The sequence below is a fragment of the Rahnella woolbedingensis genome, assembly GCF_003602095.1.
Taxonomy (GTDB): domain Bacteria; phylum Pseudomonadota; class Gammaproteobacteria; order Enterobacterales; family Enterobacteriaceae; genus Rahnella; species Rahnella woolbedingensis.
Genome location: NZ_RAHH01000005.1, coordinates 38,441 through 63,683 on the forward strand (window position 1 = coordinate 38,441; position 25,243 = coordinate 63,683).

Here is a 25,243-nt window from a genome sequence, read left to right on the forward strand (position 1 = left end):
CTCATGTTAGTATTATGGCTTCCCGACTATAAAGACAACTTTTGCCATGACAGACGCCTTTGAATTTCTCAGTAATGTGCCGGTTAATCAGCAGATTTACCGCACCTTGCGTCAGGACATCGTCACCTGTGCCATTGCGCCGGGAGCATTTCTGTCGGAAAAAGAAATTTCCACCCGTTTTAACGTGTCCCGCCAGCCAGTTCGCGAGGCCTTTATCAAACTGGCTGAAGCCGGACTGGTTCAGGTTTTACCACAGCGCGGTACCTACGTGATGAAGATTTCCTCCAAGCGGGTAGCCGACGGACGGTTCATTCGTGAAGCCGTTGAAACTGCAGTGGTGCGCCGTGCGGCAATGGTTGCGACAGATAAAGATCTGGCACTGCTCGAACATAATCTGGAACGCCAGACGCTGGCAGCAAAAAGCCAGCAGACGCAGGAATTCCTGCTGCTCGATGATGATTTCCATCGCACAATTGCACAAATCATTGATTGCAAACTGGCGTGGGAAACGGTCGAGCATATTAAAGCGACGATGGATCGCGTGCGCTTTTTAACGCTGAGTAAAGTGTCACCGCCGGAAAGTCTGATTGCACAGCACTATGCCATCTTTGACGGCCTAAAAGCCCGCGACCCGGATGCCGCAGAAAAAGCTATACGCATTCATTTACAGGAAATGATTTCCACCATCACGCCTATTGCCGAGCAAAACAGCGACTGGTTTGATGCAGAGTAAATTATTACTTCCCGCGTTCTGTCTTTCATCCAACGCGGGAATATTCCCAGATTAGCGCTGTTTTTTCCGCGACTTACGTGGATGGTAAAAAGCTTCTGGCGGCCCATTCAGCACACCGCCAATCTCATTATCTTTCACATCATCTTTATGTTTCTCATCACAGTACCTCAGAAATCCGACGACCAGCTCCACCAGCTCGATCTGACGTGGTGACAAGTGACTGAGTTTATCCATATCCAAATCCATTTAATCCTCCTGTCAAATAGACTTACCATAAAATAAACATCACCATTACTAAGCTCTTCCGTTAATTAACTTACTTGTCATGTATTCACGTAACAGAAAGTAATTAGACTCACATTCCATTTTTCCAGCAACTGGAAATAGCGGAGCTGAGGAAATATAAAACCTCATAACATCATCATTGACAACATCTTTAATGATAAATCTTACTTTTTCCTTTTCCAGCACTTTATTTGCATCAAGAACATCGGCATAAATAACCATCACACACAGGCTGTAATAAAGCATGTTTCTTTTTAATGGATGTCCTTCTGTCTTGCGATAGAAGTTCTCCAGTGCATTGATTTCCAAGAAACCGGTAAGAATCCTGTGCGATTTCATCAAGAAAGCGGCGCGCTCCTGCTGTGGGTTGTTTAGACAAAACACGCAGGCAGTCTGCGCCCCCCCCCAATCCTGCGGTTTGTTTTTACGATACTGATTAAATAACCATTTCCAGTTAAGCTAATTCTTTTCCGGTTGCAATAAATTACGTCGGGCACGACGTTACTGCCAGATAACATTACTACGACGAACACCCCTTACAATAAGAGGAACATCTAATTGCATCAAAGCAGAATTCATTGTTGCGACAGTCTCATTGATGACATTTTCATGTGACGTCATATATTCCATTTTATTCCTACGCATAAAAATAATTTCGCAAGAATAATCTTCGTGCAGACATTCACAATGCCGGAGAGTATTTTTATCGAGACACCTCGAAAAATTTCATTATTCCCATGGCTCTTTCAGAAAAACTTTACGACGCAGGCAGTTCGCGCAATATGCAAATTTTGCGGGTTAGCCCTAAAATCTGTATGACAACTTGGTGTAAGCTGTAAACCACATCAACACCGTGGATAATTTTATGCCAGCTGCTGCCCCCCTTAAAAAAAGCTATTACAGTGCCGATCAGTCACTGTCTCTCTCCCAACTCGATAACGAGAAAATCACGCAAATCGTCCGGGATCTGGACGTGGCTGAAAGTGAAAAAGAACATTACGTGATGGGCTGGATGGGCCTGAACAGCGTGGTGGTGGTGAGAAATTATCAGGATAAACGCGGTACTTCGAATGGTCTGGTGTTATCCCGGGGCAACCGTTACAAGCTTACCGTTCAGGCAATTACCTTTCGCATTCCCAAATTTTTGCTGTGGGTGACCTTCCGCCGCAGGCCCCGTACTATGACCGTCATTGCCTATAACAAACTGGGCGAACAGGCGACCGGCCTGCAACAATTTATTCATGTGCAGGATCCTGAATTACGGGAAAGGCTGGAAAACGACTGGCGCGAACTGAATGACTATCTGGGCCTGGCCTGCTGGCAGATGGACAACAACCGCCCGTTGTGGCGTCAGTTGCATCAGGAAATCTCACCGCAGGCACTGTTGACACTGGCGGAATCACCGTGGTTCAGCGGTAAAAAGCTGCAAAAAGACGGCGAACTTGAAGGCCTGTGGTCGCACGAACAATTTATAGGCCGCCGCAGTGGCGAGCATGCGGCATTACTGCTTTCGTGGAAAGACGAAGAAAACGAGGATATCGCCAGTTATCTGTTTGAAAGGGTTTCAGCGAATAAAATCCGCATCATGCTGCGCCCGCGTAAAGAAGAGAAATTCTATCCGCTGAACCCGTTTGATGCAGAGCATCTGCAACAGGCTCTGGCGAAATTTCATCAGGCTGAACAGGCGCTGAGCGATACCCAGCGCCGCGCTTAACCGGCTGTTACCACCAGCGGTGAAAGTGATGGACCGGCCCGATGCCGTGGCCGACTTCCAGAGAATCGGCCTGCATCAGCGCCTGCTGCAAATATTCCTTGGCTTCGCGCACGGTATCAGCCCAGTTGTGAAGACGCGGCCGCAAAGCCGCCAGCGCCGCAGATAACGTACATCCCGTGCCATGAGTATGGCGGGTGTGTACGCGCGGCGCGGTAAAGCGCTCACGCGAGCCGGACATGAACAACCAGTCCGGACTCTCCTCATCGCTCAGATGGCCGCCCTTCATCAGCACCGCACCACATCCCATCGCCAGTAACGCTTCTCCCTGTTCGCGCATTTCGGTTTCATTGGTGGCTACTGCGCATTCCAGTAATGCAGCTGCTTCCGGCAGATTAGGTGTAATGATGGATACCTGCGGGATCAGCAAACGGCGCACGGCATCCACGGCTTCCGGCAGTAACAACGGATCGCCACTTTTCGCCAGCATAACGGTATCCAGCACCACAAAAGGCAACTGATAATGTCTGAGCCGCTGCGCAACCACTTGCACAATCTGACTGTTTGCCAGCATGCCGATTTTCGCGCTGTCGATACGAACGTCGCTTAGTACGCTATCCAGCTGCGCCGAAACAAAGTCCGACTCAATATTATAAACCGACTGCACGCCACGCGTATTCTGCGCCACCAGCGCGGTGATCACGCTGGTGCCGTACGCACCCAGCGCCGAAAAGGCTTTTAAATCTGCCTGGATCCCCGCTCCGCCGCTCGGGTCGGTGCCTGCAATCGTCAGCGCATTGACTCGTTTCATTGCATCCCCTTCCCGTTCAGCCATTCTTCGCTGATTAAATACAAGTTATCGAGGAATTGTGGGGTAAAGCTGCCCGGACCTTTAGCCCCTTCACAGGCGCGTTCTCCGGCGCAGGACATCACGCGACAGGCTGCGGCGACGTTATCCAGCCGCTCGCCCGGTAAAACCACAAAAGCAGCAACCACGGCAGACAGCGCGCATCCGGTGCCCACCACGCGGGTCATCATCGGATGTCCGCCCGCTACAGCCCAACGGTGTTCACCATCGGTGACGTAATCCGTTTCACCGGTGACGGCAACAACCGCGCCGGTTTTACGCGCCAGTTGCTGTGCGGCGGGTAAGGCTGAGAGGGAATCATCGCCGCTGTCCACACCTCGACCGGATGCACTGAGTCCGCTGAGCGCAAGAATTTCAGATGCGTTGCCCCGTATCGCAGCCGGTTTGAGTTTGATGAGTTCAAGGCAAAATTCTGTGCGCCAGCTCAGGCCACCGACAGCCACCGGATCCAGCACCCAGGGTTTTCCAGCCTGATTCGCCGCGTTAATGGCCGCCAGCATCGCATCAGCATGAGGGCGTGTCAGCGTGCCTACATTCACCAGTAACGCATCGGCGATGGCACTGAACTGCGCGGCTTCGGTGGAGTCAACCACCATCGCCGGAGACGCACCCAGCGCAAGCAGGACATTGGCGGTAAAAGATTGCACTACGTCGTTGGTCAGGCAGTGAACCAGCGGTGCAGAAAGGCGGAATTGTTGCAAAGAAGTGGCGACTAACGCGCCGGGAATGATAATAGGTCGGGTATTCATAAGTCTCCCCACCGGCACTCAGGAAGGCGGTATCGGGAGAGATACCTGACTTCCCTACGCTGGCATTATCCAGATCAGGTGGTACGGGTATTTCTCAGCCTTCACAAAGAAGGGCACCCCGAGTCATTTAAATCAAAATCAACTACTTGCGATTAACGTCCCGTTAATCCCTGATCAGGATAATGCCAGCGGGAAGTCAAAGACACAACCCCATAAAAACACAATGTGTCCCAGCTTGTGGCCCACATTGTGACTCATAACGGTAATCTCCAAATACAAAAAAGGCCGGGTAGCCCCAGCCTAATTTTCAGAGGTTGTGCTCATTTGTTTTCGTATCGATAGCTGCAAGGTCTCATTGGTTACGGACCATGAAGCATGGACAAACTCAGTAATTCCATACCTACAGCCAAGGGGCAAGCATGAAGGAACTGACGGGTAATGTTGAGATTATCGAATACACCTTGAATTAGTGAAAATTTTCATAACAACGCGATTATTCGAATAAACAATCACTTTTAACATAGAAATCAAAAAGTAATATTAAATGGCTCATATGCGAACCAACTCACTTTTTTTTCACATATTTGGAAATATATTGATGAAAAAAGGAAGGATTGGTTATGATTCAACGAACTCAGCAAATCCAACAAATAGTGAAAGAACGTAAGATAGCCTGCCTTCTGCATTTTACCCGTGTTGAGAACTTAGAAGGCATCATGTCACGTGGGATAATACCTATAGCCACGTCGAGACAATATCAAATACCAGTGTTGAGCAATGATGCATTCCGCTGGGATGGACGCACCACCGCCTCCTGTCTGTCAATTACATTCCCAAATTCATTGATGTTTTTTAAATGTCGGCAAGCTGACACACAAGCTAACTGGGTAGTGCTTGGCATACAACCGGCTGTGCTATGGGAAAAAAATTGTGCATTTTGCAAGCGTAATGCTGCAACCAGAGAAATCAGCGGCCAATCATTGGCAAGCCTACAATCACCAGCAGCGTTTGCAGGAATGTTTGATGAAATCGAAGAGTTTGACAGCCGCCAAACCATGAGTTTAAAACCCAGCCACACTACAGATGTGCAGGCTGAAGTGTTAGTATTTGATATCATTGAGCCGCGATACGTCATTGGTGGAGTGTTCAACAAACCTGACATCAAGGCTACTTACGAGAGATTCTTAGAAGGCAAGGAATCCCACTTGCAAGGGTTTAATAGTGGATTCTTTTACCGCCGTTAAAGGCTAATTTTATGGCACAAAGACCCGTATACATCCCGACAGGTGAAAAAACACACTTCGTTAAAACCGAATTTGTAGATTTCACGTGGTTTCCGGGAATGTCAGTCTCACAAAAGCAGAAATCAATTGACTCGCTCCATGAAGCAGCAAAGACAAGCCTGCCTAATGTAGACAAGATACTTGAGATTTCCAGCAAGTCCCGTGACACTCTCGGCGTTGCGTTAAGCGCTTTTAATCTTTCGTTCACTACTCTGAAACAACAGCGAACGTTAACTATCGAATGTGCATTTCAAGGTAGTAAAGTCTTCCAGCGTGGCGGACCTTATATAGACATGTTTGAGATGACTCCCCGCGAAGCCAAAAAAGACAAACGTCTGTTGACCTCTGGCAGACTGACCGGATTTAAGTTTTTCGGTAAAGAATGGGAACTGGAGCCACGGACAGCATTTTACGACTGGCTTTACATTAGTGCATTGAATAAACGAACAGAACTTGCTGAGCAGATTATTGAATATTCAGCATTTACTGATATCGAATTCAACCCAGAGCGCTCGATCAATTGCCAAGCATACTCTGCGGCACTTTACGTATCCTTATTCAAACAGGGCATTCTTGATGAAGCCATTGCAACCAAGGAAAGTTTCTTGGAAACGATTAAAAGTGCATCCATCAGCAATGCTCTCCAAGATGAAACCACCCAATCAGGTTTTGGATTCTGAAACAAAAGAGAAGCCCCCAAAAAAACCGGGCGGTTTCCCGTCCGGCTTAATGTGTGGCGTTGTTGCTGATATTAGCGTTGCAGGCTGCTAAAAACGCGGCTGCATCTTTCTCTGGCATTGTGGCGAGCACATCCCGCTGCTTTTTGAGTGTAGTGTAATGCAGGATCGCAGCTTCAAGGCCAACGCTGGCAACTTTGCTTAGAAACGTACTCCGTTTCACATCCAACTTTCTGCAAACGGCTGACCAATTTATTAACCCTGCATCGCCATCCAGATCCAGATTTTTAATGCGGGCGGAAAGTAAGGGCCGATTCCCAACTCCCAGAATCTTCAATTGCATAGATTTACCTCTCCAGAATGACGGAGGGGCCACTATTGGCCCCCAAAACCGTTTGGCTATTACCTCGCCTGATTACGAAGCATCATTGGTGATGGCGGTCACCAGATCCGGTCGGTAGCAAATCGGCAACAGGCTGAACTCACTGGAAAGCGTGATGTTCTTATACGCATCGGTGCTGCTATAGATGCGGAAGTCCACCACGCCAGCAAAGGCAAGCTCAAGGTTGCGGCTTGTTGGGCCGACCAGGTTAGTAAATGGTGATGCCTGATCAGCACTCAACGGCTTCTCGAAGACCGGAACCATGAAGCCCTGATCTGCACCAATGCCGTAGAATTCGGTATCGGACATCTCGACTACAGTCACGTTATCCAGGACGTAATAGCTGAATGCCGGGTTGATCTCTTTATTGAATACCAGACCATCAGGATCAAGCACACCATACTGTACAAGCTGGCGAACCGAGGGGTTAAAGCGCAGCTTCTTGAACAGGTTGGAACCCGCGAACAGGTAGATGCCTTTCAGCAGGGAAGCAAGGCCACCCATGCGGCGCTTCATGGCGCTGACCTCATCGGACAGGGATTCTAACGGATCAGCAGCAACCCCCGTGTAGATGGTTCCGGTGCTCTGGTCATAGCCAAATTCCTCTGACCAATCCAGGATCGGGCCATCAGCGGTGTATTCCATATCGGTGACACGATGGCGGAACAGGCTTTCAGCAAACATGCGTTCACGGCTTGCCGCAAAGCGTTCATAGTGAGCCAGGCTTTTAGCAGTAACAGCGTCCAGGACGTTGGCCTGTAGCGAAGAGCCAATCTTACGGTACGGCTGCACATCAGCAGCAGTGATCACATCCTGCGTAGGGAACAGAGGAAGCTCGATCAGATGATTAGCTGCTTTTGGCTTCGGTGTGCTTCCCCATTCGCTGGAAAATCGATTTGCTGCCGGTGCGATGGTGTCAGCCTGAGCGTTCAAGATGTCCAGACTGGTTTTAAACTGGTCAGTAACGTCACGCTGGAAAATGTTCAGGTTGGTTAAGATACGGTTGCGGGCCGGAACGTTCGCAAATGTCGAACTGTAATCGACGTATGAAAAATCTTTTGTAAGAGCCATGTTGTGATGTCCTTATCGGTAAAATTATTGAGCGTCAGCCTGAGCTACGCGGATATTGCCGGATGCAGTCAGAGCAGCAATTGCAGCAGCGCCTACCGTCTCCCCCATAACGGAGATCACTGTTTCCGGGCGGATGTATACGCCACGGTCAGCAACGATGATGTTTGCATATGTGCCAGCGCGGTGATGACTTAGAACCAGTAACGCATCATTGCCGGAGGTAAATGCGGTGCCGTCGGCCTTAATGACCGAACCGGGCTGCACTTCGACGGCCAGGTTTGGGATGTTGACTGTTTTCACTGCAAAATTAGCGTCGGCCTGGTAGGTCACGACATCATTAAAGGTGCGTTGGGATTCGCCCATTTTCATAAAGGTCACTCCATAAAGTTGTTGTTCGGTTGGCCTGTAAGCCGTGGGCTTCTGGGCCATATCGTCATTATTGACGGTGTGCAGGTGAAAAAATGCCGTCCCATTGGACGGCATCTCTTTACTGGGTCAGAAAAAAGTAAGGCGGTATCAACCGCCCCGGAGGACAAGGAGAATGTGCATCTTTTGTTTTTCTGATCTGGGAAAGGGTGAGCGGCGGCACATCCATTGAAGGGCAAGGAGTCCCAAACGTGACGCGCTCAATGCCAGTTTGCATCATGGCAAGATGGCCCACTGAGGAGAGGGACGTAGTGCGGTTTTTAGACCGCTGGCAAACCCCATCACGGCAGGATTATCTTTTGCAGCGCCCTTTAGGGGCGTTAGCTTTCCTAACCCGGCAAAAACGGGCTGGGATTGAATAGCGGCGCTGGGAAGCAAAGATGGCCCGTGCAAGGTATCCAGGAGCCAGCACCTGAGAGGAGATTAAATTACGCTCAATTGGCAGTAGTACGCAGCAGACTCTTTCGAATCCATTAATCACCTTATGTTAGTATTTTACCATGAATCGTCAAATTGCACAACAAATATGTTGACACACTTGTTTATTTGTGCACCGGAAGTAACTCCCCCCTCTCAGGCACGTAGCGGTGCTGATTCGATGATATGCGAATAGCGGTCTGGGTCTGAGGCGACTAATTGGCGACATTTAGCACGAGCACGTTCGAGTGCCGCCTCATCCACAATGTGCGGTGTAAAGGTTCCAGCTCCTACACCCAGGCTTTTCATGATGCGTTTAGATTTCTGCTTGCTGTCTCTCACTGGCGCAGCTTTCGGCGCTGGCTTCGTTGACGGCTTCCAATCAGGGTGGCGGGTCAGGTAGTCATCAACGGCGGCATTTACAGCGTCCTGCCGCTGTTCGGTTTCCATCTGTTCGATGGTGCGCCCGTTCATGGCTGCGGCTATGGAATCGCGAACGGTTTTGAGTAAGTTTTTCATTTTTGTTTTTATTCCTTAATAGGATAACCAGCCCATCCAGGACGCAGCGAAACGCCAGCCAGATGATGGGCAGGTAAGGTAAAATGTCTATGAGGTTCAATGCTGGAGTTATTCCCCGAGGCCGCTATAGCGGTGCATCTTTGATGCATTCCCCTGTCTGTAACACGCCATCGGTAGGCGTGGACAGGGAAACTATTCCCCGGTGCCGAGGATGTCAGGCTGTAGCTGTCGTGCCTGGGTCTGCCCTGCGGCTGCGGCGAACCGGTTGATCTTGATCGGCCTACGCTTCGGTGAAGCCTCATGGCGTGCCAGCGTCTTACGATATTCAACCATCAGCGGAGCTGTTTCTGCGGGCAGATATTGACTCAACACGGAAAGACTCACGCCCTCAGCGGTCAGCATCTTGATAACAGAAAATAGTGGTCGATCTGTGATCCGGCAAATTTCAGCGAGCGGAGCACCTGTCCCAAAACACTGGAGCGCCAGTTTTTGGCATGTCCAAGCATTGGCGGGAGTCACCTTCCGGCAGGTCGGATTCCATGAGCTATTATAGAGGTCGAGCACTACAGCCGGGTCTAACCTGAGTCTGCAAGCAACCTCGTTTGGCCCGATACCGGACACCAACATTTTTTTAGCAGTGGAGATTATGGAGTCGGTACGGCTGCGCAATTTTCTCTGACGGGTCAAATCGGGTAGGTCGATCTTTGCTGGTTGTTCTGGTTTTTGTTCTGGTTCGGTGCAGCCCGCTTTACGCGGGTTAACTTCGTTAACGTCACCTGGTGACGCTGGTTTGTTCTGGTCTGTGTTCTGGGTGGCGGTCAGCGCCGTGGGGTTCTCAATCAATTTACCCTCTGCAATTTAAAGTTTTTTTCAGCTTCCGCTTCTCTGGTTTTGAGATGTTTACCAATTAGACTATCAAGGTCATCGCCTGATACACCCCACATTACGCCGTATTCGTCCATGCCCTCGCCGTTTCCAAGGTCGAACCAGCAGAGAAGATCATCCAACGAGGCCATAACCCGGCCTGCGGTTTCCTCTGGCTCTGGTTTCTCAGGTGGAAAAGGCGGGTCATATTCCTGCGCTTCCTGGCTCACTGCATTATTACCATCTGTGCGATCATCGCTGCTGCGGTCATCGTTACATGCCACGCTATCGCGCTGTCCAGCAACAACCGGGGCAGGCTCAGGGGCCAGGTTAGCACTCTGAACAGCGGGTGTGTCTGCGGGCGCATCAGTGGATGGTGTAGCAGTGGCTGCTGCCTGTTCTGTCTGCTGTTCTGTAACCTCTGTAGCCTCTTCATGACCATTGTCATTCCCCTGTTTCTCATCGGGTTTTTTGGTCGCTTTCCGTTTCCCAGGCTTCGACGGGGTGATACCCAGTGCAACAACTGAGGCAGGCGGGATCGCCACGTAATTGCTGGAGTAGACGTTTCCCCTCACTTTGACAGTCTTTTTTATCACCACCTGTGCCGCATCCAGCGCTTTGAGCGCATCAATCACCGCCTTTTCAGATACACCCATTTCCCAGGCGATAACGTCGGTATTGGTATGAATCGGATCATCATTGCCCCTGTTCTTATTCCCCTGGAATGTCCAGATGTACGAGTAGATCAGTTTCATCAGAGAAGTGAATTTAATATCCCCGCCTGGGGTGTGGAGCTTTGTCATCCGACGAACGTCGGTAGGAACCACGTCGTAATTTTTAGTTTTTGCTGCTGCGCTCATTGTTGTTTTCTCCATGTTTCCCCGTGCCGGGTATTGTCAATCGGTGTGATGTCAGTTGATGTATTGTGCCGCCGTTGTCGAACAGGTTCGCAGCCGCTGCCAACACCTCACGCGTCAGAGCGGGAACCGTTGTTCCCCTGCGTTTCGCCTCGGCTAACAGCCCGGCGTAAACGTGTTCAGGTAGTTTGATGCTCAATGCCATATCGGTTTATCTCCTCGGTTTAATCGGGCGTCACCATATCCGGGCCTGGTTCGCCTGTGAGTTTCTCCAGTTCGCCCGCCACCTCGATCATTTTGAGGATTAACACCTGATCGTTCATCAGCCCGATTCCCTGCTTCGCGTAAAACAGACGCCACGCGGTGAGCACGGGCTGGATGATGTCCAGAACGTCACGCTGTTTCGCCAGTTCGGCGTTATATGGAGAGAGGATTTTTTTGATGTTTTTAGCGCCGCGATTCTGTGATTTCAGACGCTTTAGGATGTTCAGCGCCTTGCGGGTCTCTGGGTAGAGTTTATCGGATTTAGTGGCTCCCCCCATGCGGGAGCGGAATGCGTGTAAATTTTGAGCGGTTGTAATTCCAGCGTCGATGGCCTCGACGATCTCGTTTGCGGTTGCGCTGGTAAAATCCAGCAGTGCAGGTTTCCCCATGTATTTCCCCTATGCATGTGATGGTTATTAAGGCTGGGACTATCCCAAACCTACAATAGACAGTTTACAGTATATGAGTTAATTTGTCAATTTGTTTTCTCATTTACTTTATAAAAATATAGGTAATGTATTCAGTCAATATATTGATATGCACACCGATTGTCAAGAGTCAATGACAAAAAATGCCACATCCCAGCCCGCCACGCAGAAACGCTCTGTAGCGCTATCTGACGCGTTCTGATTCCTACCCGCTACCATCGTATTATGTGAGGCGTTTTAATCGCTCTACGGCCTTCCTGCAAAGCCTGCGGTGTGGTTAATACGGTAAAGTTGGCACGGATGTTGCTTAATGGGCTTTGCTTATCAGTCCAGACTTTCGCCCGGCCCACCCCCTCGCGCCCATCGTGACTCTCGACCTACGGTCTCGTGACAGTGTTTCCAAATTACTGCGCGGGCTGTCGCCCTTGCTGCCCAAAAGGTGGCTGGCCTCTCCCGGTCAGGGAGAGATTAGCCGGACACTGCATGGGCGATGCATATCGCGAAGCGTCGAGCGTAGCGACTGAACAAGATTAGAAAGAAAGAGCCATCACAATGGCGATCTAAAACGATGTGTGGGTGTTGACCTCACATGTAAGGTCTTCACGGCCAGGGAAGACCGCATAAGGTTTTAATGATCTAGTCAAAGGTTTTGCTAATCTATTAAACTGATCTTAGTATGCTGAACTTTATTCAGTGGTTACCACTTACTTTTATCCAGTGGCAATAGCGAATTTACCACTCACCTTTATTCAGTGGTCGCTATATGGAGACATCCCAGGAAATGGATATATAACCGCTGAAGTTTCTTCAGTGGTAGATTCTATTAGTAAAGGATCTTAACTAACGAACGTACCAAGGACACCATGCTGTCTCTACCCTGGTGAAAATCACCTGAGTTACGCCTGCCCATCACCCCGCCACCTGACGATCTTTTTTTCAAAATAAATAGCCTGATAATAATGATCAAATACAATTAAATGACCAAAACCTACCTTATCTCGACCCATCCGGGCGACTCTCCACGCGTGGTTGTGGTAACAAAGCGATCCTCGCTATGGTGTTGAGTAGATAACATTCAGGTCTGAACGCTACGCCAATTGCGGGTTCGTCAATTCTGTCTGCGAGTAATCACGACCTGGGTGTTCATCTCGTGCTAAACCAGACTCACTCACAACGCCCCATTTCGCTGAAAAAAAAATTCCTTCACCAAAAAATCAGAGAAGTTGAGAATCGCGCAGCTTTCAGCCAGATTTTCAGGCACATGGGACGCGTTCTGGAAGGCGCGATGATTGTGGTAATCGTGATTCAGATCGCGACGGCAAACGCCGCTAAGGGCTTCTGATGAAGCGTGGGAAGGTTCTACGGGACAGCTTACGCTGTTGTGGATTTCAGGCATTAAAAAACCCCGCAGAAGCGAGGTCAAAGAGAGGATGTTTGGTGGTCGATCAGGCTTCGGCCTTAATGTTCATTACTGTCCTAGTGCTCACGTTGTGGCTTTGTGCGATTGCACGAATGGTTTTACCTGCTGCGAGTTCTGCTTTAATGGCCTCACGGTCAATAGCGCGACCTTTACCACGTCCGGTGATGCGTCCTGCTGTTTTTGCAGCTTCATATCCCTCGCGCTGACGTTCCAACATCGTCTCACGTTCCATCTGGGCCACTGCTGCCAGCACGGTTAACATCATGTTACCCGCTGGAGAATTCTTTCCGGTCTTGAAATCCTCTTTGTAAAACTGAACAACAACACCACGCGCTGTTAATTGCTCAACCGTTGCCAGCAAGTCAGCAGTATTACGGCAAAGACGATCAATACTATGAACATGCAGAACATCACCTTCACGGATGTAGTTCATCATGGCCTCAAACTGAGGTCGCTGGGTGTTCTTACCCGAAGCCTTATCTTCGAAGATCTTATCAAGCGTTACGCCAGCAAGTTGGCGATCTGTATGCTGCTGTGTGGTTGATACCCTCATGTAACCAATGTTCGCCATTCCATCCTCTCTCGTTGTAAAATACTTCACGCAATCAAATTACAACAGCGTATTACTTTAGATCAAGGCTTTTTACTACAAAAAGGCAGCGTTTCGCCTGTTGTAATAAAGCGAGGCAAACTACAACGCAATGAAATAAATGTAACGCAGTTGTATCCATGGGATATTCGGTAAAGATCCGGTAAAATAGTTAGCGTTCTAATGGTTTACTTAGCCGATCTCTTATAGCTCTGGGATATTTCTAGGCTCAGGATGTAAACTAGAGAAAGTGAGAAGCGGGCCACCCACGGGTGCGGGTTGGACGAACAAAATTAGCGCTCAAGTATGAAGGATGACAAATATATGCTCAGGTTCGGAATTTACGGTTACGAATGTACAAAACAAATCACCTATGCTAATGTCAAAATAATTCCTTTATATACAACTTTCAAGGAGGCAAATACATTATCGAAAGATAACAACGCATATAATCTTACCGCTTTCCTTGAAATTTCCAAAAATAATAATACTGAGATGACACTGACAGAAACAAGAGAAGTCATTCACAAATTAGAAGCTGTCCTTTCTTTTATTGATCATCGAGATGTTATAATATCCAATCAATTACGCCACAACGAGACATATAACAATCTTGAGGATGACTATCCCAGAAAGATTGAGACTCACGTTAGGAAAAATGGCGGTGGCTGCGTCATAATCAATGACACATTCTGCCCAAAATCTCGTGAATTATTTATAGAAAAAACTATGACGCTGTTACTTTCAGAAGACACACCTGTAACAGAAGCATTCAGAAAGGCATTTTTTAAAACAATTGAAGTTTTCAGAGCTAAAGAAAGTTTTGTAGATATTTCATATTACTTATTGTTTTCTGCTTTAGAATCATTATGCCGTGCCATAGAAAATGATTACACCTCCAAATGTGTTGCAACCCCAATAAAAAATGTACTTATAAATTATGGATTCGACATTAAGCAAGATAATCCACAAAACCCTCAAAAATCTGTAATGACGTATGTCCATCTCAGAAATGCACTATTCCATAATGGAAGTTTAACTGCTACGACAAAGGCAGGTATTGTTTTCAAGATGAAAGATTACTATGCACCTCTACACCGTTTATTACCCTTGGTGCTAATAAAGTACACTGGGTTTGATGATGGAAAAATAAACTGGAACTCATGGTTAGATCGAATACCATTCATATCAAAATGATTTTGGGTAATAGAAGCCATAAAGCCCCCTTGGTAGTAAGACAACAAGCGGGGCCTTTGGGTGGCCTCATCGAGGTTAAGTCAAACAACAATCATTTATCAGGATAATCGTGTATCCACAAGGGAGCGTGGTGAGACGCTGGGAGAGTTTGCATATGGTCTACAAGCTCCAATTTAAGCGTAGCCTTATGGCTCACCGCCAACATCTGCAATTCTCTTTGCAATCATCCACAGATTTATCAATGATACCAACAGCGATGGCTGTACTTGCTAACATTCCAGACTTTACTATTTCTTTAAGCTGTAGTTAATGTCACAAAATGATTTATTTTTGTAGTTTCTTGGAATGCAATATACCTCTAGCATCCCAGTATTCATTTAACTTAAAGCGCGTGTGATGTATCAAAGTAAGAATATCATTGAGGGAATCAATGCTAAACTGAATATATTCTTGGTTAATACCCTCTTTGGTAACTTTCACTCCTAAATAAGTATAACCTTCAAGATCCGTGTTATTCCAATCTGCATGTACAGTAATATTTCGTAACCTGCCACACTCTCTTAAATCTTTTATCAAAGAGTCATATTTTTCATAGGATCCTTGCAAAGCAATATGTAAGAGGTCAGAGTATCTTTTGAAAAGATCGATCTTCGCTGAGTAGTTCATCCCGCCTATCACAATGATACCAAGTTGATCAGAGCGGTCGCTGAAACTTTCATAAATTAAACTATCCAAATCTTTTTCTAATGCGTTGAAATACATGACGATCTGACCAATTAATGGGAAGGCTGCCTCTAGGTATGCCTCTTCCAAATCGCCATTTAGCTCTTCTATGTCATGCATCAAAAATTGGTCAAACGGCTTTCTCTTAATTTTCATACAGTTATCCATTACCGCTTTTGCTTAACACTATTTTTCTAGGTAATAATACCCATTTAGCGCCTTGTTGGGTACACCAACATAAAGCGCCGAAGGCGTAGAATGTTTAGGCGTTTAACCGCTACTCTCATCGAGTAGCAATCATTCATGGCTCAGTGATCACCACGGCAGAGCCTGACCTTTGTCAGGATTCTCTGGTCAATTATCGGGGCCGTATCAATCGTCTGAGAGTCGACAAAAACAACACCTTCGGATCAGAGTGCGACGATTACCAATTAATTGTTAAAGGTTGGCCACCTCAACACTTACGCCTCCCCGCTCATACCGTAAAACGAAACGGAAAACCCTATCGCAAATGACATTCGCCGTTGTTCCAAAGAACCATCGCGTTTCAACGCTATCGATCCGCTCACACTCATAACCCGCATGTTGAATTTCGCTCTGAATCTTTTCTGCGACTTCACCTGACACACTGCCATCATCGCCAAGCGCTGCACATGAGCTTAAAGATAAGCATATCATTATGATTTTAATCACTAATCACCTTCCTCGTTTGAAAGTTGATTGCCCGACACCTCGCTATCGGACACCTCAATCAATCGATTAAACAGATCAATATTTATATATTGATCGTTAAAAGTGATCAAGTTAATGATTAGTAGTTTTGCAACTAATGTGAAAAAACTTAGCTGCTCAGCATGAAGATAACCACACCGCAGTTATGGTTCATCCATTACAGGGTTGGCATTTGAACATGACAGAAGCAACAGTTTGGGAGAGTGACGGAGAAAAGAATGGCTATAGCGGAAACAGCATTACCCCGATGGTGAAAATCGCTAATTGTGAAGCGAAGTCCATCATCAGAATATTATTACCCCACCAACTTGACGGGTGATCTTGAAGGCAGAAAATTAATACCAGCATAATCCGTCGATCACATAGCAAACCGCAGATAGCGGAAACGTATGTAAATAGCGTCTGGTGATCCCCGTCCCGCTTTTCTCATGACCGACAACCTGTTGCAAGTGCGCCAAGTTTCCAACCCATCCAGCCAGACAGGTCGAGATCATTGTGTGCCGGAAACTATGCACCAGCCGCCGCTGTCCATAATCATCAAGGTACGGGATACCAAGCTGATCGCGGATATCAGCTAAAACCTTGCCAATCTTCGGCATATTCTTACCTGCCACTGGAGAAAATATTTTCTCTTTCCACTGACGATTCACAAAATCGATGAAGCCCCACTCGATCAAACTGGGATGGATCGCTACTTGTCGTGTAGCATTTTCTGTTTTTCCCTGTCCGCCTTCGGCAATCAGAAGGTAATAACGCTGGCTGTCTTCATCGTATTTGATTTGCGTTTTTTCCAGCTTGGCTATCTCACCTCTCCTTGCTCCAGTGTAAGCCAATAATAATGTGATCCACTTCTGCCAGCCGTCAGGCTGCTTGAGCGCCCAACCCACAAATTTTCTCATCTCCGTTGCGCTGTACGCACCAAACCTTGTTTTCGATGGTGCCGCCACTACGCCATCAGTCGGCGATTTATCCAGGATCTCTTTGCTATCAGTAAGAAAGGTCTTGAACAATGATTTATAAATTTTGAGATGTTTATGAATTGCCTCGGCCCCCACCAGATCATCTGGTGGAACATCATCACATTCGATCAGTTGCTGAATAGTCATTGAGCGATACGGCTGAACAACACGCTTAGGCAGGTTTTCTACAACTTCCATCACCTGCTTAATATCTTGCCTGGTGACTGCCTTTACGTCCGTTGATGCACCCAAAACTACGAGCAGTACTTCCATAAAACGCTCATTGGCTTGGGCGATTGCTTTAGTCCAGCTACGCCCCTTCTCGCTTCTGTACATGTTCCATGCGCCAGCTAGAGTTAAAGCGTTTTCTGGCTCAGTTAGCTCTTTTTGCTCCGCAACTACAGCAGGAGCTACAGCATCTCGATTTTCATGCGCTGTTATCGGCTGAGTTTGGACTTCACACCGCTCATCATTGAGGAATTGTTGTGCTAACCAGTGGTCAGCTTGTTGTTTCAAGCGACTGGTGATCGCAGAAAGGCGAGCGGAAAACTGCTCGGGCTTGATAGCCCCGCATTGCACTAAGTGAATGGCAGGAGAGGCAAAAGACATTACCGAGTGCGCTTGGGCGTAGCTGTCTGTTTCCAGCGACTTACGGAAATATTTTATGCCGGACAGACGAAAGCGAACGTAGTAGATCCCGTTACGTCTAGTGGTATGACGAATGGTTTTGTGTCCCATTTGATGAGCCTCAATGTGTTACGGCTGAACAAAACAGGACGAAAAATAGAAGTAATTGTTTGATTTTTATCAGAATAATTGCCATGGCTACGCTGGCATAATCCAGATCAGGTAATACGGGTAAAATCTCAGCCACGCTTTGTCAGCAGGCACCCCGATTCAAGAAAGCATTATTGGCGGCAAAGGGCAGAAGATCAATCAACAATTGGTAAGCCGGTAATACACATGTCCGCGCTCTGCCGGCAAAACCAAATTGAACTTAACCAATGCCACTGGCAGTATCAGTCATGGATTGCGCACTTCGGACAGCAATCATCTGCAGTCTTAATGGAGGCTTATTCTTTGCCATCGACCCTTAATGTCCGCCCTTATGATGAGGCCGACCGTCCTTTTTTACGCACGCTTTATCTGGCTTCCCGAAAACATACCTGGACCTGGCTGGAAGACGATTTTCAGCTCGAAGATTTTGATCGTGCGGTTATCGGCGAAAAGATACTGGTCGCCGAACGCGACGGGCATCTGCTGGGATTTGCCTCTATTTTTACGCAAGAGAATTTCCTGCATAACCTGTTTGTCGATCCGCAGTTTCAGGGAAGCGGCGCAGGCTCAGCTTTGCTTCATGCTGCCGAAGCCACTTTTACCCGCAGAGGTTCTCTGAAATGTTTAGTGAAGAGTAAAAATTCGGTCGGATTTTACTTATCAAAAGGTTGGATTATCCTTTCGAGGGGAGACAGCCCTAAGGGCGAGTATTACTTGTTTCATTCACCCGAAAAATGACTAGAAACTGAATTATTAGCAGGTATTGGCATATTTTCGCGATTCTGACTCATATCAATTTTTCTTTGTTGTTAAGAGGTTAAATTCCCTAGCAGTGCTATACATACTTTGTCTTCCTTAAAATTTTTCGAGGGTACGAATGAAAAAAATAAAACTGATGCAGGTTGCTGCTGTCGCCGGTGTGTTATTTTTGGCCGGTTGTACCAACCATGTCACACAAGCGGATAAATTCTCCGGTTTCCTTGGGGACTATTCAGGCCTTAAGGAAGTGAAAACTGCAAGCGGCAATCCGGTTCTTCGCTGGATCGACCCTTCATTCAAAAAAGCCAACTACTCCTACATTAAATACGAGCCAATCAAGTTCTATCCGGAACCGCAGCCAACTCAACAAATCAGTAAAGACACCCTTCAGGGGGTTCTGGATTATGCCAACAGCCGTATGAAACCGGCGCTTGCTGAACGCCTGCCGCTGACCGATCATGCTGGCCCGCGTACCTTGATCTTTAAAGGTGCGATTACTGGTGTGAATACTTCAGCTGAAGGTCTGCAGTTCTATGAAGTGATTCCGGTCGCCCTGGTGGTTGCGGGTACAGAAACTGCGACCGGTCACCGTACACGTGATACCGAAGTGTATTTCGAAGGTGAGCTGGTTGATGCGAGCACAGGTAAGACGGTCATTAAAGTTGTCCGTAAAGGGTTTGGGAAACAGGTTTCCAACGATACCCAGAAAGTCACAGCCAATGACCTGAAAAGCGTTGTAGATAGTTTGGCAAACGACACTAAGCTGTTCAGCGAGTGATAGTTCGCTAAGCATGACAATGAGGCAGCCAGAGGGCTGCCTTTTTTATTGCGCTCTTTCTCAAACCACACTTTTGATATCAAATAATGATATCATCATGTTTTGGCGGCAGCAACTTTCGAAGGATCGATAAACAATGAAGATGCTCAATGCCGCGCACCTGAAAACATTACATCTCATTTTCGCTTTACCCACGCCTTCGGCGCTCGAATGGCGGAAAATAGAGGCTTTATTTATCGCTTTAGGTGCCAAAGTCAGTGAAGGCAAAGGATCGCGGGTTCGCTTTGAACTTAATCATGTTGTTGCCTCATTTCACCGGCCACATCCGGAGAAAGAAGCGAAAATTTATCAGTAAGAGATGCCAGAACATTTCTGGAAGCGACAGGAGTAAAGCCATGAGTACCATGACCTATCTGGGATACGCAGCCAGGATAGAATATAGCGATGAGGATCAGTGTCTGGTCGGACATATCGCCGGTATTCAGGACGTAATAGGTTTTCATGCGGATAACGTCACAGATCTCAGAACCGTTTTTGAAGAAGCAGTTGATGATTACCTCAGTTATTGCGCTGAGCAAGGGAGAGCGCCCCAGCGACCGGCAAGCGGTAAAATCAGCCTGCGCATTCAGCCTGAAGTCCATGCAGCAATTAACGTTGCAGCAGAAATATCTGGTAAAAGCGTGAATCAGTGGATTAACGATATGTTGATTCAGGCTGTTCACAATTAGCGAGCGTACACCCTTATTGTATTTTCCGCCGTCGACGGTTCGAAAATCTCACCGGCTGCCAGCGCCTGTCTCAGCAGTTCACGTAATTCATCTGCGCGCTTATCAGAATGGCACGCAAAATGGCGGCGATTACGATATTCCTTCATTGACGCTAAAAACGGAAATCACACCGGAGATAAACGGGTTTTCGGCGCATGTGAAATAATACGTTAAAAAGATTTCATGCATAAAAAAACGCCAGTGGATCTTGCGATCACACTGGCGTTTTATGGGGTTCAGGCTTCAGCTTTCGCTAAATCTTATTCCCACTCAATCGTCGCCGGTGGCTTACCGGAGATGTCATACACCACGCGGGAAATGCCGTTGACTTCGTTGATGATGCGGTTGGAGCAACGGCCAAGGAAATCGTACGGCAGATGCGCCCAGTGTGCAGTCATAAAGTCGATGGTTTCTACTGCGCGCAGGGAAACCACCCAGTCGTATTTACGGCCATCGCCCATCACGCCTACGGAACGCACTGGCAGGAAGACGGTAAACGCCTGGCTGACTTTGTTGTACAGGTCGGCTTTATGCAGTTCTTCGATGAAGATCGCATCGGCGCGACGCAACAGGTCACAGTATTCTTTCTTCACTTCGCCCAGCACGCGAACGCCTAAACCTGGACCCGGGAACGGGTGACGGTAAAGCATGTCGTATGGCAGGCCGAGTTCCAGACCGATTTTACGCACTTCGTCTTTGAACAGCTCTTTCAGCGGTTCAACCAGACCCAGTTTCATTTCTTTCGGTAGACCGCCCACGTTGTGGTGTGATTTGATCACGTGCGCTTTGCCGGTAGCAGAGGCCGCAGATTCGATCACGTCTGGGTAGATGGTGCCCTGCGCCAGCCATTTCACCGCATCTTGCTTACAGGCTTCTTCATCGAAGACTTCAACGAAGACACGGCCAATGATTTTACGTTTAGCTTCCGGCTCATCCACACCGGCCAGCGCAGACAGGAAACGCTCTTCGGCAGCGACGTGAACGATGTTCAGACCGAAACGGTCACCGAACATTTCCAGAACCTGATCCGCTTCATTCAGACGCAGCAGGCCGTTGTCCACAAATACGCAGGTCAGACGATCGCCGATGGCGCGGTGCAGCAGCATGGCGGTCACGGAGGAGTCAACGCCACCGGACAGGCCAAGGATTACGTGGTCATCGCCAATCTGCACACGCAGACGCTCAACGGCGTCTTCGATGATTTTCGCTGGCGTCCACAGTGCTTCGCACTCGCAGATGTCCATGATGAAACGCTCAAGCATGCGCAGGCCCTGACGGGTATGCGTCACTTCCGGGTGGAACTGCACACCGTAAAAGCGTTTTTCTTCGTTGGCAATAATGGCAAACGGGCAAGTCTCGGTGCTGGCTACGGTCACGAAATCGGACGGGATAGCCGTTACTTTATCGCCGTGGCTCATCCAGACGTCGAGCAGCGGTTTGTTGTTCTCGCTCAGGGCGTCCTGAATGTCGCGGATTAACGCGCTTTCAGTCTGAATTTCAACCTGCGCATAACCAAATTCGCGCTCGTTAGAACCTTCAACATGGCCGCCTAACTGCATCGCCATGGTCTGCATGCCATAGCAAACGCCAAGAACCGGCACACCGGCTTCGAAGACGTAATCAGGGGCGCGCGGGCTGTCATGCTCGGTAGTACTTTCCGGGCCGCCGGACAGGATAATCCCGTTCGGATTGAATTCGCGGATTTGGGCTTCGGTTACGTCCCAGGCCCAGAGTTCGCAATAGACGCCAAGTTCACGCACGCGGCGCGCAACAAGTTGGGTGTACTGGGAGCCGAAATCGAGGATCAGGATACGGTGCTTGTGAATATTTTCGCTCATGAGGGGGCGTTTTCCAGAAAGCAATAAAAGCGTTAAAACAACAGGTTAAATTTTCTAACAATCTTAAAAGCAGACAGCGAGCCTTTAGCTCGCTGTCTTTAGGGTCAGGATCCCATGCGGTAGTTCGGTGACTCTTTGGTAATCGTCACGTCATGCACGTGGCTTTCCTGGATCCCTGCACCGCTGATGCGGACAAACTCAGCCTTGGTGCGCAGGTCGTCGATGGTAGCACAACCGGTCAGCCCCATACAGGAGCGCAGACCCCCCATTTGCTGATGGATGATCTCCTTCAGACGGCCTTTGTACGCCACGCGACCTTCGATACCTTCCGGTACCAGTTTGTCAGCGGCGTTATCCGTCTGGAAGTAACGGTCAGAAGACCCTTTGGACATCGCGCCCAGAGAACCCATACCGCGGTAGGATTTGTACGAACGGCCCTGGAACAGTTCGATTTCGCCCGGAGATTCTTCAGTGCCCGCCAGCATTCCGCCGACCATCACGCAGCTTGCGCCAGCAGCGATAGCTTTTGCGATGTCGCCGGAGAAGCGGATACCGCCGTCAGCGATAACCGGAATACCGGTGCCTTCCAGCGCTTCAACCGCGTCAGAAACGGCGGTAATTTGCGGAACACCAACGCCGGTCACGATACGGGTTGTACAAATTGAGCCGGGGCCGATACCGACTTTCACTGCGCTCACACCTGCTTTCGCCAGTGCCAGAGCACCTGCGCCAGTCGCGACGTTACCGCCAATGATTTGCAGATCCGGGTATTTAGCGCGGGTAGCGCGGATACGTTCCAGAACGCCTTCGGAGTGGCCGTGTGAGGAGTCAATCAGCAGAACGTCTACACCAGCAGCAACCAGTGCATCGATACGTTCTTCGTTGCCCGCACCTGCGCCAACCGCAGCACCGACGCGCAGGCTGCCCTGCTCATCTTTACAGGCGTTTGGTTTACGTTCGGCTTTCTGGAAGTCTTTAACGGTGATCATACCGAGAAGATGGAAGTGCGCGTCAACAACCAGCGCTTTTTCTACGCGTTTTTCGTGCATTTTTTGCAGTACGACTTCGCGGGCTTCGCCTTCTTTGACGGTGACCAGGCGCTCTTTCGGCGTCATGACCGCAGTCACAGGCTGTTCCAGATCGGTCACGAAGCGCACGTCACGACCGGTAATGATACCGACCAGTTCGTTGCCTTCAGTCACCACCGGGTAACCGGCAAAACCGTTAATTTCGGTGAGTTCTTTAACCTGACGCAGAGTGGTCGCAGGTGTGACCGTTTTCGGGTCAGCAACAACACCGCTTTCATGCTTTTTCACGCGACGGACTTCATCCGCCTGACGCTCAATAGACATGTTCTTGTGGATGAATCCGAGGCCGCCTTCCTGCGCCAGAGCAATCGCCAGATTCGCTTCAGTCACGGTATCCATAGCTGCGGACAGCATAGGGATATTCAGACGGATTTTAGCGGTCAGTTGAGTACCGAGGTCGGCAGTGTTGGGCAGAACTGTGGAGTGGGCTGGAACAAGGAGAACGTCGTCGAACGTTAGTGCTTCTTTTGCGATACGTAGCATGGGCAATATCTCACCAAGGTGGATGCGGAAAAGATAAAATATTGCAGCGGGAGTATACAGGTGAGTAGGCATTCCGACCAGAACTATTTCAAAAACTTCTTGATTACCATTCTCTGGCATGTAGTATCGACCGATTAAGTCTCTGTTTTTGAATTTGATCTGGATCACATGTCGATACCTTCTTCGCCTCCAATTTTTACCGTAAGCCGCCTGAATCAGACGGTCAGACAGTTGCTGGAAAACGAAATGGGTCAGGTCTGGCTCTCCGGCGAGATTTCAAATTTCTCCCAGCCGTCTTCCGGTCACTGGTATTTCACCCTCAAAGATGACCGCGCGCAGGTCAAATGTGCGATGTTCCGCAACACCAATCGCCGCACGACTTTCCGTCCGCAAAACGGTCAGCAGGTGTTGGTTCGCGCGACCATTACTTTGTATGAACCGCGTGGCGATTATCAGCTGATTGCCGAAAGCATGCAGGAAGCCGGTGACGGCCTGTTGCAGCAAAAATTCGATTTACTCAAACAACAACTGGCCGCCGAAGGTCTGTTTGATGCTCAGTTCAAACAGCCACTGCCCTCACCTGCTAAATGCGTCGGCGTGATCACCTCCGCCAGCGGCGCTGCGCTGCATGACGTCTTAAATGTCTTAAAACGTCGCGACCCGTCGTTACCCGTCATTATCTATCCAACCTCCGTTCAGGGCGTGGATGCACCGGCGCAAATTGTCCGTGCCATCCAACTGGCAAATACCCGTGAAGAAGTGGATGTGTTGATTGTCGGGCGCGGTGGCGGTTCGCTGGAAGATTTGTGGAGTTTTAATGATGAGCGTGTGGCGCGGGCAATTTTTGCCAGCCGCATTCCTGTTGTCAGCGCCGTCGGCCACGAAACCGATGTCACCATTGCCGATTTTGTTGCGGATTTGCGTGCGCCAACGCCTTCCGCCGCCGCAGAACTCATCAGCCGCAATCAGCTTGAACTGCTGCGCCAGATCCAGTCGCAGCAACAGCGCCTTGAGATGGCGATGGATTATTACCTCGCGCAGCTGACTCAGCGCTTCACGCGTCTGAATCATCGCCTGCAACAGCAACATCCGCATTTACGACTGGCACGCCAGCAAACGGCGCTGTTCAAATTGCGTCGTCGGCTGGATGAAGCGATGCAAAACCATTTGCGCCAGATGCTGCGCCGTACCGACCGTTTACAGCAACGCCTGACGCAACAGCAGCCGCAACCGCGTATTCACCGCGCCCAGCAGCGGGTTCAGCAGTTGCAATACCGGCTGCAACAGGCGATGTCATCACAGCTGACCGAAAGCCGTCAGCGTTTTGGTACCGCCTGCACACAGCTTGAGAGCGTCAGCCCGCTGGCGACTCTCGCCCGTGGTTACAGCGTGACGACGACACCGCAGGGCGCATTGCTGAAGAAAACGACGCAGACTAAAGCGGGCGAAACGCTGAAAACACGTCTGGCCGATGGCTGGATTGAAAGTGAAGTGAAATCGGTTGTCGTTGAGAAGAAAGCGCGGAAACGTGCGGTTAAATAAGCTTTGGGTTTAACCCCCTCCCTGCCTCCCCCTTCGCAGGGGGAGGTGATTGAAATA

General features: G+C 48.9%; 28 protein-coding genes and 1 riboswitch. Of the genes, 10 read left to right on the top strand and 18 right to left on the bottom strand.

Annotation, left to right across the window (positions count from 1 at the left end; genetic code table 11):
* Window positions 1-46 precede the first annotated feature (46 nt).
* On the top strand, window positions 47-733 hold the full coding sequence (locus tag D6C13_RS04865) for a GntR family transcriptional regulator (RefSeq protein WP_120131706.1): 687 nt from the start codon (window positions 47-49) through the stop codon (window positions 731-733).
* 51 nt (window positions 734-784) lie between these two features.
* Here the strand turns inward: D6C13_RS04865 and D6C13_RS04870 are convergent, their stop codons facing one another.
* Both D6C13_RS04870 and D6C13_RS04875 read right to left on the bottom strand, forming a co-directional pair.
* Window positions 785-979 (bottom strand): hypothetical protein, encoded by a 195-nt coding sequence (locus tag D6C13_RS04870; RefSeq protein WP_120131707.1) that lies wholly within the window; start codon window positions 977-979, stop codon window positions 785-787.
* Window positions 980-1,027: 48 nt separating this feature from the next.
* The gene (locus tag D6C13_RS04875) at window positions 1,028-1,360 is read right to left on the bottom strand and encodes a hypothetical protein (RefSeq protein ID WP_147408168.1); all 333 of its coding nucleotides are present in this window, start codon (window positions 1,358-1,360) and stop codon (window positions 1,028-1,030) included.
* A 523-nt stretch (window positions 1,361-1,883) separates the two neighbouring features.
* Between D6C13_RS04875 and D6C13_RS04880 the strand changes: the two genes are divergently transcribed.
* Window positions 1,884-2,732 (top strand): hypothetical protein, encoded by an 849-nt coding sequence (locus D6C13_RS04880; RefSeq protein WP_120131709.1) that lies wholly within the window; start codon window positions 1,884-1,886, stop codon window positions 2,730-2,732.
* A 7-nt stretch (window positions 2,733-2,739) separates the two neighbouring features.
* Here the strand turns inward: D6C13_RS04880 and thiD are convergent, their stop codons facing one another.
* A complete protein-coding gene (gene thiD / locus D6C13_RS04885) occupies window positions 2,740-3,540 on the bottom strand; it encodes a bifunctional hydroxymethylpyrimidine kinase/phosphomethylpyrimidine kinase (RefSeq protein WP_120131710.1) in 801 nt (266 codons plus the stop codon).
* Window positions 3,537-4,346 (bottom strand): hydroxyethylthiazole kinase, encoded by an 810-nt coding sequence (thiM, locus tag D6C13_RS04890; protein ID WP_120131711.1) that lies wholly within the window; start codon window positions 4,344-4,346, stop codon window positions 3,537-3,539. The genes thiD and thiM overlap by 4 nt, the downstream gene beginning before the upstream one ends.
* Window positions 4,347-4,380: 34 nt before the next feature.
* Window positions 4,381-4,477: riboswitch (TPP riboswitch) on the bottom strand.
* Window positions 4,478-4,966: 489 nt separating this feature from the next.
* Here thiM and D6C13_RS04895 point away from each other — a divergent pair.
* Entirely contained in the window at window positions 4,967-5,590 is a 624-nt protein-coding gene (locus D6C13_RS04895; RefSeq protein WP_120131712.1) for a DarT ssDNA thymidine ADP-ribosyltransferase family protein, read from the top strand.
* A gap of 11 nt (window positions 5,591-5,601) precedes the next feature.
* Window positions 5,602-6,309: a DarT1-associated NADAR antitoxin family protein gene (locus D6C13_RS04900; RefSeq protein WP_120131713.1), complete on the top strand. Its 708-nt coding sequence runs from the start codon at window positions 5,602-5,604 to the stop codon at window positions 6,307-6,309.
* A 46-nt stretch (window positions 6,310-6,355) separates the two neighbouring features.
* On the opposite strand, the gene D6C13_RS04905 is transcribed toward D6C13_RS04900, so the two are convergent.
* The 10 genes from D6C13_RS04905 to D6C13_RS04950 form a co-directional block, all read right to left on the bottom strand.
* Window positions 6,356-6,649, bottom strand: a complete 294-nt coding sequence (locus D6C13_RS04905) for a hypothetical protein (RefSeq protein ID WP_120131714.1) — start codon at window positions 6,647-6,649, stop codon at window positions 6,356-6,358.
* A 72-nt stretch (window positions 6,650-6,721) separates the two neighbouring features.
* Complete coding sequence (locus D6C13_RS04910; protein ID WP_120131715.1) at window positions 6,722-7,759, bottom strand: major capsid protein; 1,038 nt, start codon at window positions 7,757-7,759, stop codon at window positions 6,722-6,724.
* Window positions 7,760-7,783: 24 nt separating this feature from the next.
* Complete coding sequence (locus tag D6C13_RS04915; RefSeq protein ID WP_120131716.1) at window positions 7,784-8,128, bottom strand: hypothetical protein; 345 nt, start codon at window positions 8,126-8,128, stop codon at window positions 7,784-7,786.
* Window positions 8,129-8,758: 630 nt separating this feature from the next.
* Entirely contained in the window at window positions 8,759-9,121 is a 363-nt protein-coding gene (locus D6C13_RS04920; RefSeq protein WP_120131717.1) for a hypothetical protein, read from the bottom strand.
* A 192-nt stretch (window positions 9,122-9,313) separates the two neighbouring features.
* Entirely contained in the window at window positions 9,314-9,964 is a 651-nt protein-coding gene (locus D6C13_RS04925; RefSeq protein ID WP_120131718.1) for a hypothetical protein, read from the bottom strand.
* Entirely contained in the window at window positions 9,961-10,845 is an 885-nt protein-coding gene (locus D6C13_RS04930) for a hypothetical protein (RefSeq protein WP_120131719.1), read from the bottom strand. The genes D6C13_RS04925 and D6C13_RS04930 overlap by 4 nt, the downstream gene beginning before the upstream one ends.
* The gene (locus tag D6C13_RS04935; protein ID WP_120131720.1) at window positions 10,823-11,047 is read right to left on the bottom strand and encodes a hypothetical protein; all 225 of its coding nucleotides are present in this window, start codon (window positions 11,045-11,047) and stop codon (window positions 10,823-10,825) included. Before D6C13_RS04935 ends, D6C13_RS04930 begins: the two co-directional genes overlap by 23 nt.
* A gap of 19 nt (window positions 11,048-11,066) precedes the next feature.
* Window positions 11,067-11,495: a hypothetical protein gene (locus tag D6C13_RS04940; RefSeq protein WP_120131721.1), complete on the bottom strand. Its 429-nt coding sequence runs from the start codon at window positions 11,493-11,495 to the stop codon at window positions 11,067-11,069.
* Window positions 11,496-12,702: 1,207 nt separating this feature from the next.
* Window positions 12,703-12,930, bottom strand: coding sequence for a hypothetical protein (locus D6C13_RS25455; RefSeq protein WP_147408169.1), 228 nt, complete (start codon window positions 12,928-12,930; stop codon window positions 12,703-12,705).
* A gap of 49 nt (window positions 12,931-12,979) precedes the next feature.
* A complete protein-coding gene (locus D6C13_RS04950) occupies window positions 12,980-13,525 on the bottom strand; it encodes a recombinase family protein (protein ID WP_120131723.1) in 546 nt (181 codons plus the stop codon).
* A gap of 342 nt (window positions 13,526-13,867) precedes the next feature.
* On the opposite strand from D6C13_RS04950, the gene D6C13_RS04955 reads away from it, so the two are divergent.
* Window positions 13,868-14,740, top strand: coding sequence for a hypothetical protein (locus D6C13_RS04955; protein WP_120131724.1), 873 nt, complete (start codon window positions 13,868-13,870; stop codon window positions 14,738-14,740).
* A gap of 324 nt (window positions 14,741-15,064) precedes the next feature.
* On the opposite strand, the gene D6C13_RS04960 is transcribed toward D6C13_RS04955, so the two are convergent.
* Together D6C13_RS04960 and D6C13_RS04970 are read right to left on the bottom strand one after the other, a co-directional pair.
* A complete protein-coding gene (locus D6C13_RS04960; protein ID WP_147408170.1) occupies window positions 15,065-15,619 on the bottom strand; it encodes a hypothetical protein in 555 nt (184 codons plus the stop codon).
* Window positions 15,620-16,530: 911 nt separating this feature from the next.
* A complete protein-coding gene (locus tag D6C13_RS04970; RefSeq protein WP_120131727.1) occupies window positions 16,531-17,892 on the bottom strand; it encodes a site-specific integrase in 1,362 nt (453 codons plus the stop codon).
* A gap of 342 nt (window positions 17,893-18,234) precedes the next feature.
* Between D6C13_RS04970 and D6C13_RS04975 the strand changes: the two genes are divergently transcribed.
* The 4 genes from D6C13_RS04975 (at window position 18,235) to D6C13_RS04990 (ending at window position 20,196) form a co-directional block, all read left to right on the top strand.
* Window positions 18,235-18,669, top strand: coding sequence for a GNAT family N-acetyltransferase (locus D6C13_RS04975; RefSeq protein WP_120131858.1), 435 nt, complete (start codon window positions 18,235-18,237; stop codon window positions 18,667-18,669).
* Between the two features lie 139 nt (window positions 18,670-18,808).
* Window positions 18,809-19,468 carry a DUF3313 domain-containing protein gene (locus D6C13_RS04980; RefSeq protein ID WP_120131728.1) on the top strand — a complete coding sequence of 220 codons (660 nt, stop codon included), beginning with the start codon at window positions 18,809-18,811 and terminating at the stop codon, window positions 19,466-19,468.
* Between the two features lie 136 nt (window positions 19,469-19,604).
* The gene (locus D6C13_RS04985) at window positions 19,605-19,823 is read left to right on the top strand and encodes a type II toxin-antitoxin system HicA family toxin (protein WP_244212634.1); all 219 of its coding nucleotides are present in this window, start codon (window positions 19,605-19,607) and stop codon (window positions 19,821-19,823) included.
* A gap of 40 nt (window positions 19,824-19,863) precedes the next feature.
* Window positions 19,864-20,196 (top strand): type II toxin-antitoxin system HicB family antitoxin, encoded by a 333-nt coding sequence (locus D6C13_RS04990; protein WP_120131729.1) that lies wholly within the window; start codon window positions 19,864-19,866, stop codon window positions 20,194-20,196.
* Between the two features lie 299 nt (window positions 20,197-20,495).
* On the opposite strand, the gene guaA is transcribed toward D6C13_RS04990, so the two are convergent.
* The gene (guaA, locus tag D6C13_RS05000; RefSeq protein WP_120131730.1) at window positions 20,496-22,073 is read right to left on the bottom strand and encodes a glutamine-hydrolyzing GMP synthase; all 1,578 of its coding nucleotides are present in this window, start codon (window positions 22,071-22,073) and stop codon (window positions 20,496-20,498) included.
* Window positions 22,074-22,177: 104 nt separating this feature from the next.
* Window positions 22,178-23,644 (bottom strand): IMP dehydrogenase, encoded by a 1,467-nt coding sequence (gene guaB, locus D6C13_RS05005; protein ID WP_147408171.1) that lies wholly within the window; start codon window positions 23,642-23,644, stop codon window positions 22,178-22,180.
* Between the two features lie 168 nt (window positions 23,645-23,812).
* Between guaB and xseA the strand changes: the two genes are divergently transcribed.
* Window positions 23,813-25,186, top strand: a complete 1,374-nt coding sequence (gene xseA, locus D6C13_RS05010) for an exodeoxyribonuclease VII large subunit (RefSeq protein ID WP_120131732.1) — start codon at window positions 23,813-23,815, stop codon at window positions 25,184-25,186.
* Window positions 25,187-25,243 lie beyond the last annotated feature (57 nt).

Coding starts and splice junctions, on each gene's coding strand:
- D6C13_RS04865 (WP_120131706.1), top strand. CDS start 47: ATGACAGACGCCTTTGAATTTCTCAGTAATGTGCCGGTTAATCAGCAG.
- D6C13_RS04870 (WP_120131707.1), bottom strand. CDS start 979: ATGGATTTGGATATGGATAAACTCAGTCACTTGTCACCACGTCAGATC.
- D6C13_RS04880 (WP_120131709.1), top strand. CDS start 1,884: ATGCCAGCTGCTGCCCCCCTTAAAAAAAGCTATTACAGTGCCGATCAG.
- thiD (WP_120131710.1), bottom strand. CDS start 3,540: ATGAAACGAGTCAATGCGCTGACGATTGCAGGCACCGACCCGAGCGGC.
- thiM (WP_120131711.1), bottom strand. CDS start 4,346: ATGAATACCCGACCTATTATCATTCCCGGCGCGTTAGTCGCCACTTCT.
- D6C13_RS04895 (WP_120131712.1), top strand. CDS start 4,967: ATGATTCAACGAACTCAGCAAATCCAACAAATAGTGAAAGAACGTAAG.
- D6C13_RS04900 (WP_120131713.1), top strand. CDS start 5,602: ATGGCACAAAGACCCGTATACATCCCGACAGGTGAAAAAACACACTTC.
- D6C13_RS04905 (WP_120131714.1), bottom strand. CDS start 6,649: ATGCAATTGAAGATTCTGGGAGTTGGGAATCGGCCCTTACTTTCCGCC.
- D6C13_RS04910 (WP_120131715.1), bottom strand. CDS start 7,759: ATGGCTCTTACAAAAGATTTTTCATACGTCGATTACAGTTCGACATTT.
- D6C13_RS04915 (WP_120131716.1), bottom strand. CDS start 8,128: ATGAAAATGGGCGAATCCCAACGCACCTTTAATGATGTCGTGACCTAC.
- D6C13_RS04920 (WP_120131717.1), bottom strand. CDS start 9,121: ATGAAAAACTTACTCAAAACCGTTCGCGATTCCATAGCCGCAGCCATG.
- D6C13_RS04930 (WP_120131719.1), bottom strand. CDS start 10,845: ATGAGCGCAGCAGCAAAAACTAAAAATTACGACGTGGTTCCTACCGAC.
- D6C13_RS04935 (WP_120131720.1), bottom strand. CDS start 11,047: ATGGCATTGAGCATCAAACTACCTGAACACGTTTACGCCGGGCTGTTA.
- D6C13_RS04940 (WP_120131721.1), bottom strand. CDS start 11,495: ATGGGGAAACCTGCACTGCTGGATTTTACCAGCGCAACCGCAAACGAG.
- D6C13_RS25455 (WP_147408169.1), bottom strand. CDS start 12,930: ATGCCTGAAATCCACAACAGCGTAAGCTGTCCCGTAGAACCTTCCCAC.
- D6C13_RS04950 (WP_120131723.1), bottom strand. CDS start 13,525: ATGGCGAACATTGGTTACATGAGGGTATCAACCACACAGCAGCATACA.
- D6C13_RS04955 (WP_120131724.1), top strand. CDS start 13,868: ATGCTCAGGTTCGGAATTTACGGTTACGAATGTACAAAACAAATCACC.
- D6C13_RS04960 (WP_147408170.1), bottom strand. CDS start 15,619: ATGAAAATTAAGAGAAAGCCGTTTGACCAATTTTTGATGCATGACATA.
- D6C13_RS04970 (WP_120131727.1), bottom strand. CDS start 17,892: ATGGGACACAAAACCATTCGTCATACCACTAGACGTAACGGGATCTAC.
- D6C13_RS04980 (WP_120131728.1), top strand. CDS start 18,809: ATGAAAAAAATAAAACTGATGCAGGTTGCTGCTGTCGCCGGTGTGTTA.
- D6C13_RS04985 (WP_244212634.1), top strand. CDS start 19,605: ATGAAGATGCTCAATGCCGCGCACCTGAAAACATTACATCTCATTTTC.
- D6C13_RS04990 (WP_120131729.1), top strand. CDS start 19,864: ATGAGTACCATGACCTATCTGGGATACGCAGCCAGGATAGAATATAGC.
- guaA (WP_120131730.1), bottom strand. CDS start 22,073: ATGAGCGAAAATATTCACAAGCACCGTATCCTGATCCTCGATTTCGGC.
- guaB (WP_147408171.1), bottom strand. CDS start 23,644: ATGCTACGTATCGCAAAAGAAGCACTAACGTTCGACGACGTTCTCCTT.
- xseA (WP_120131732.1), top strand. CDS start 23,813: ATGTCGATACCTTCTTCGCCTCCAATTTTTACCGTAAGCCGCCTGAAT.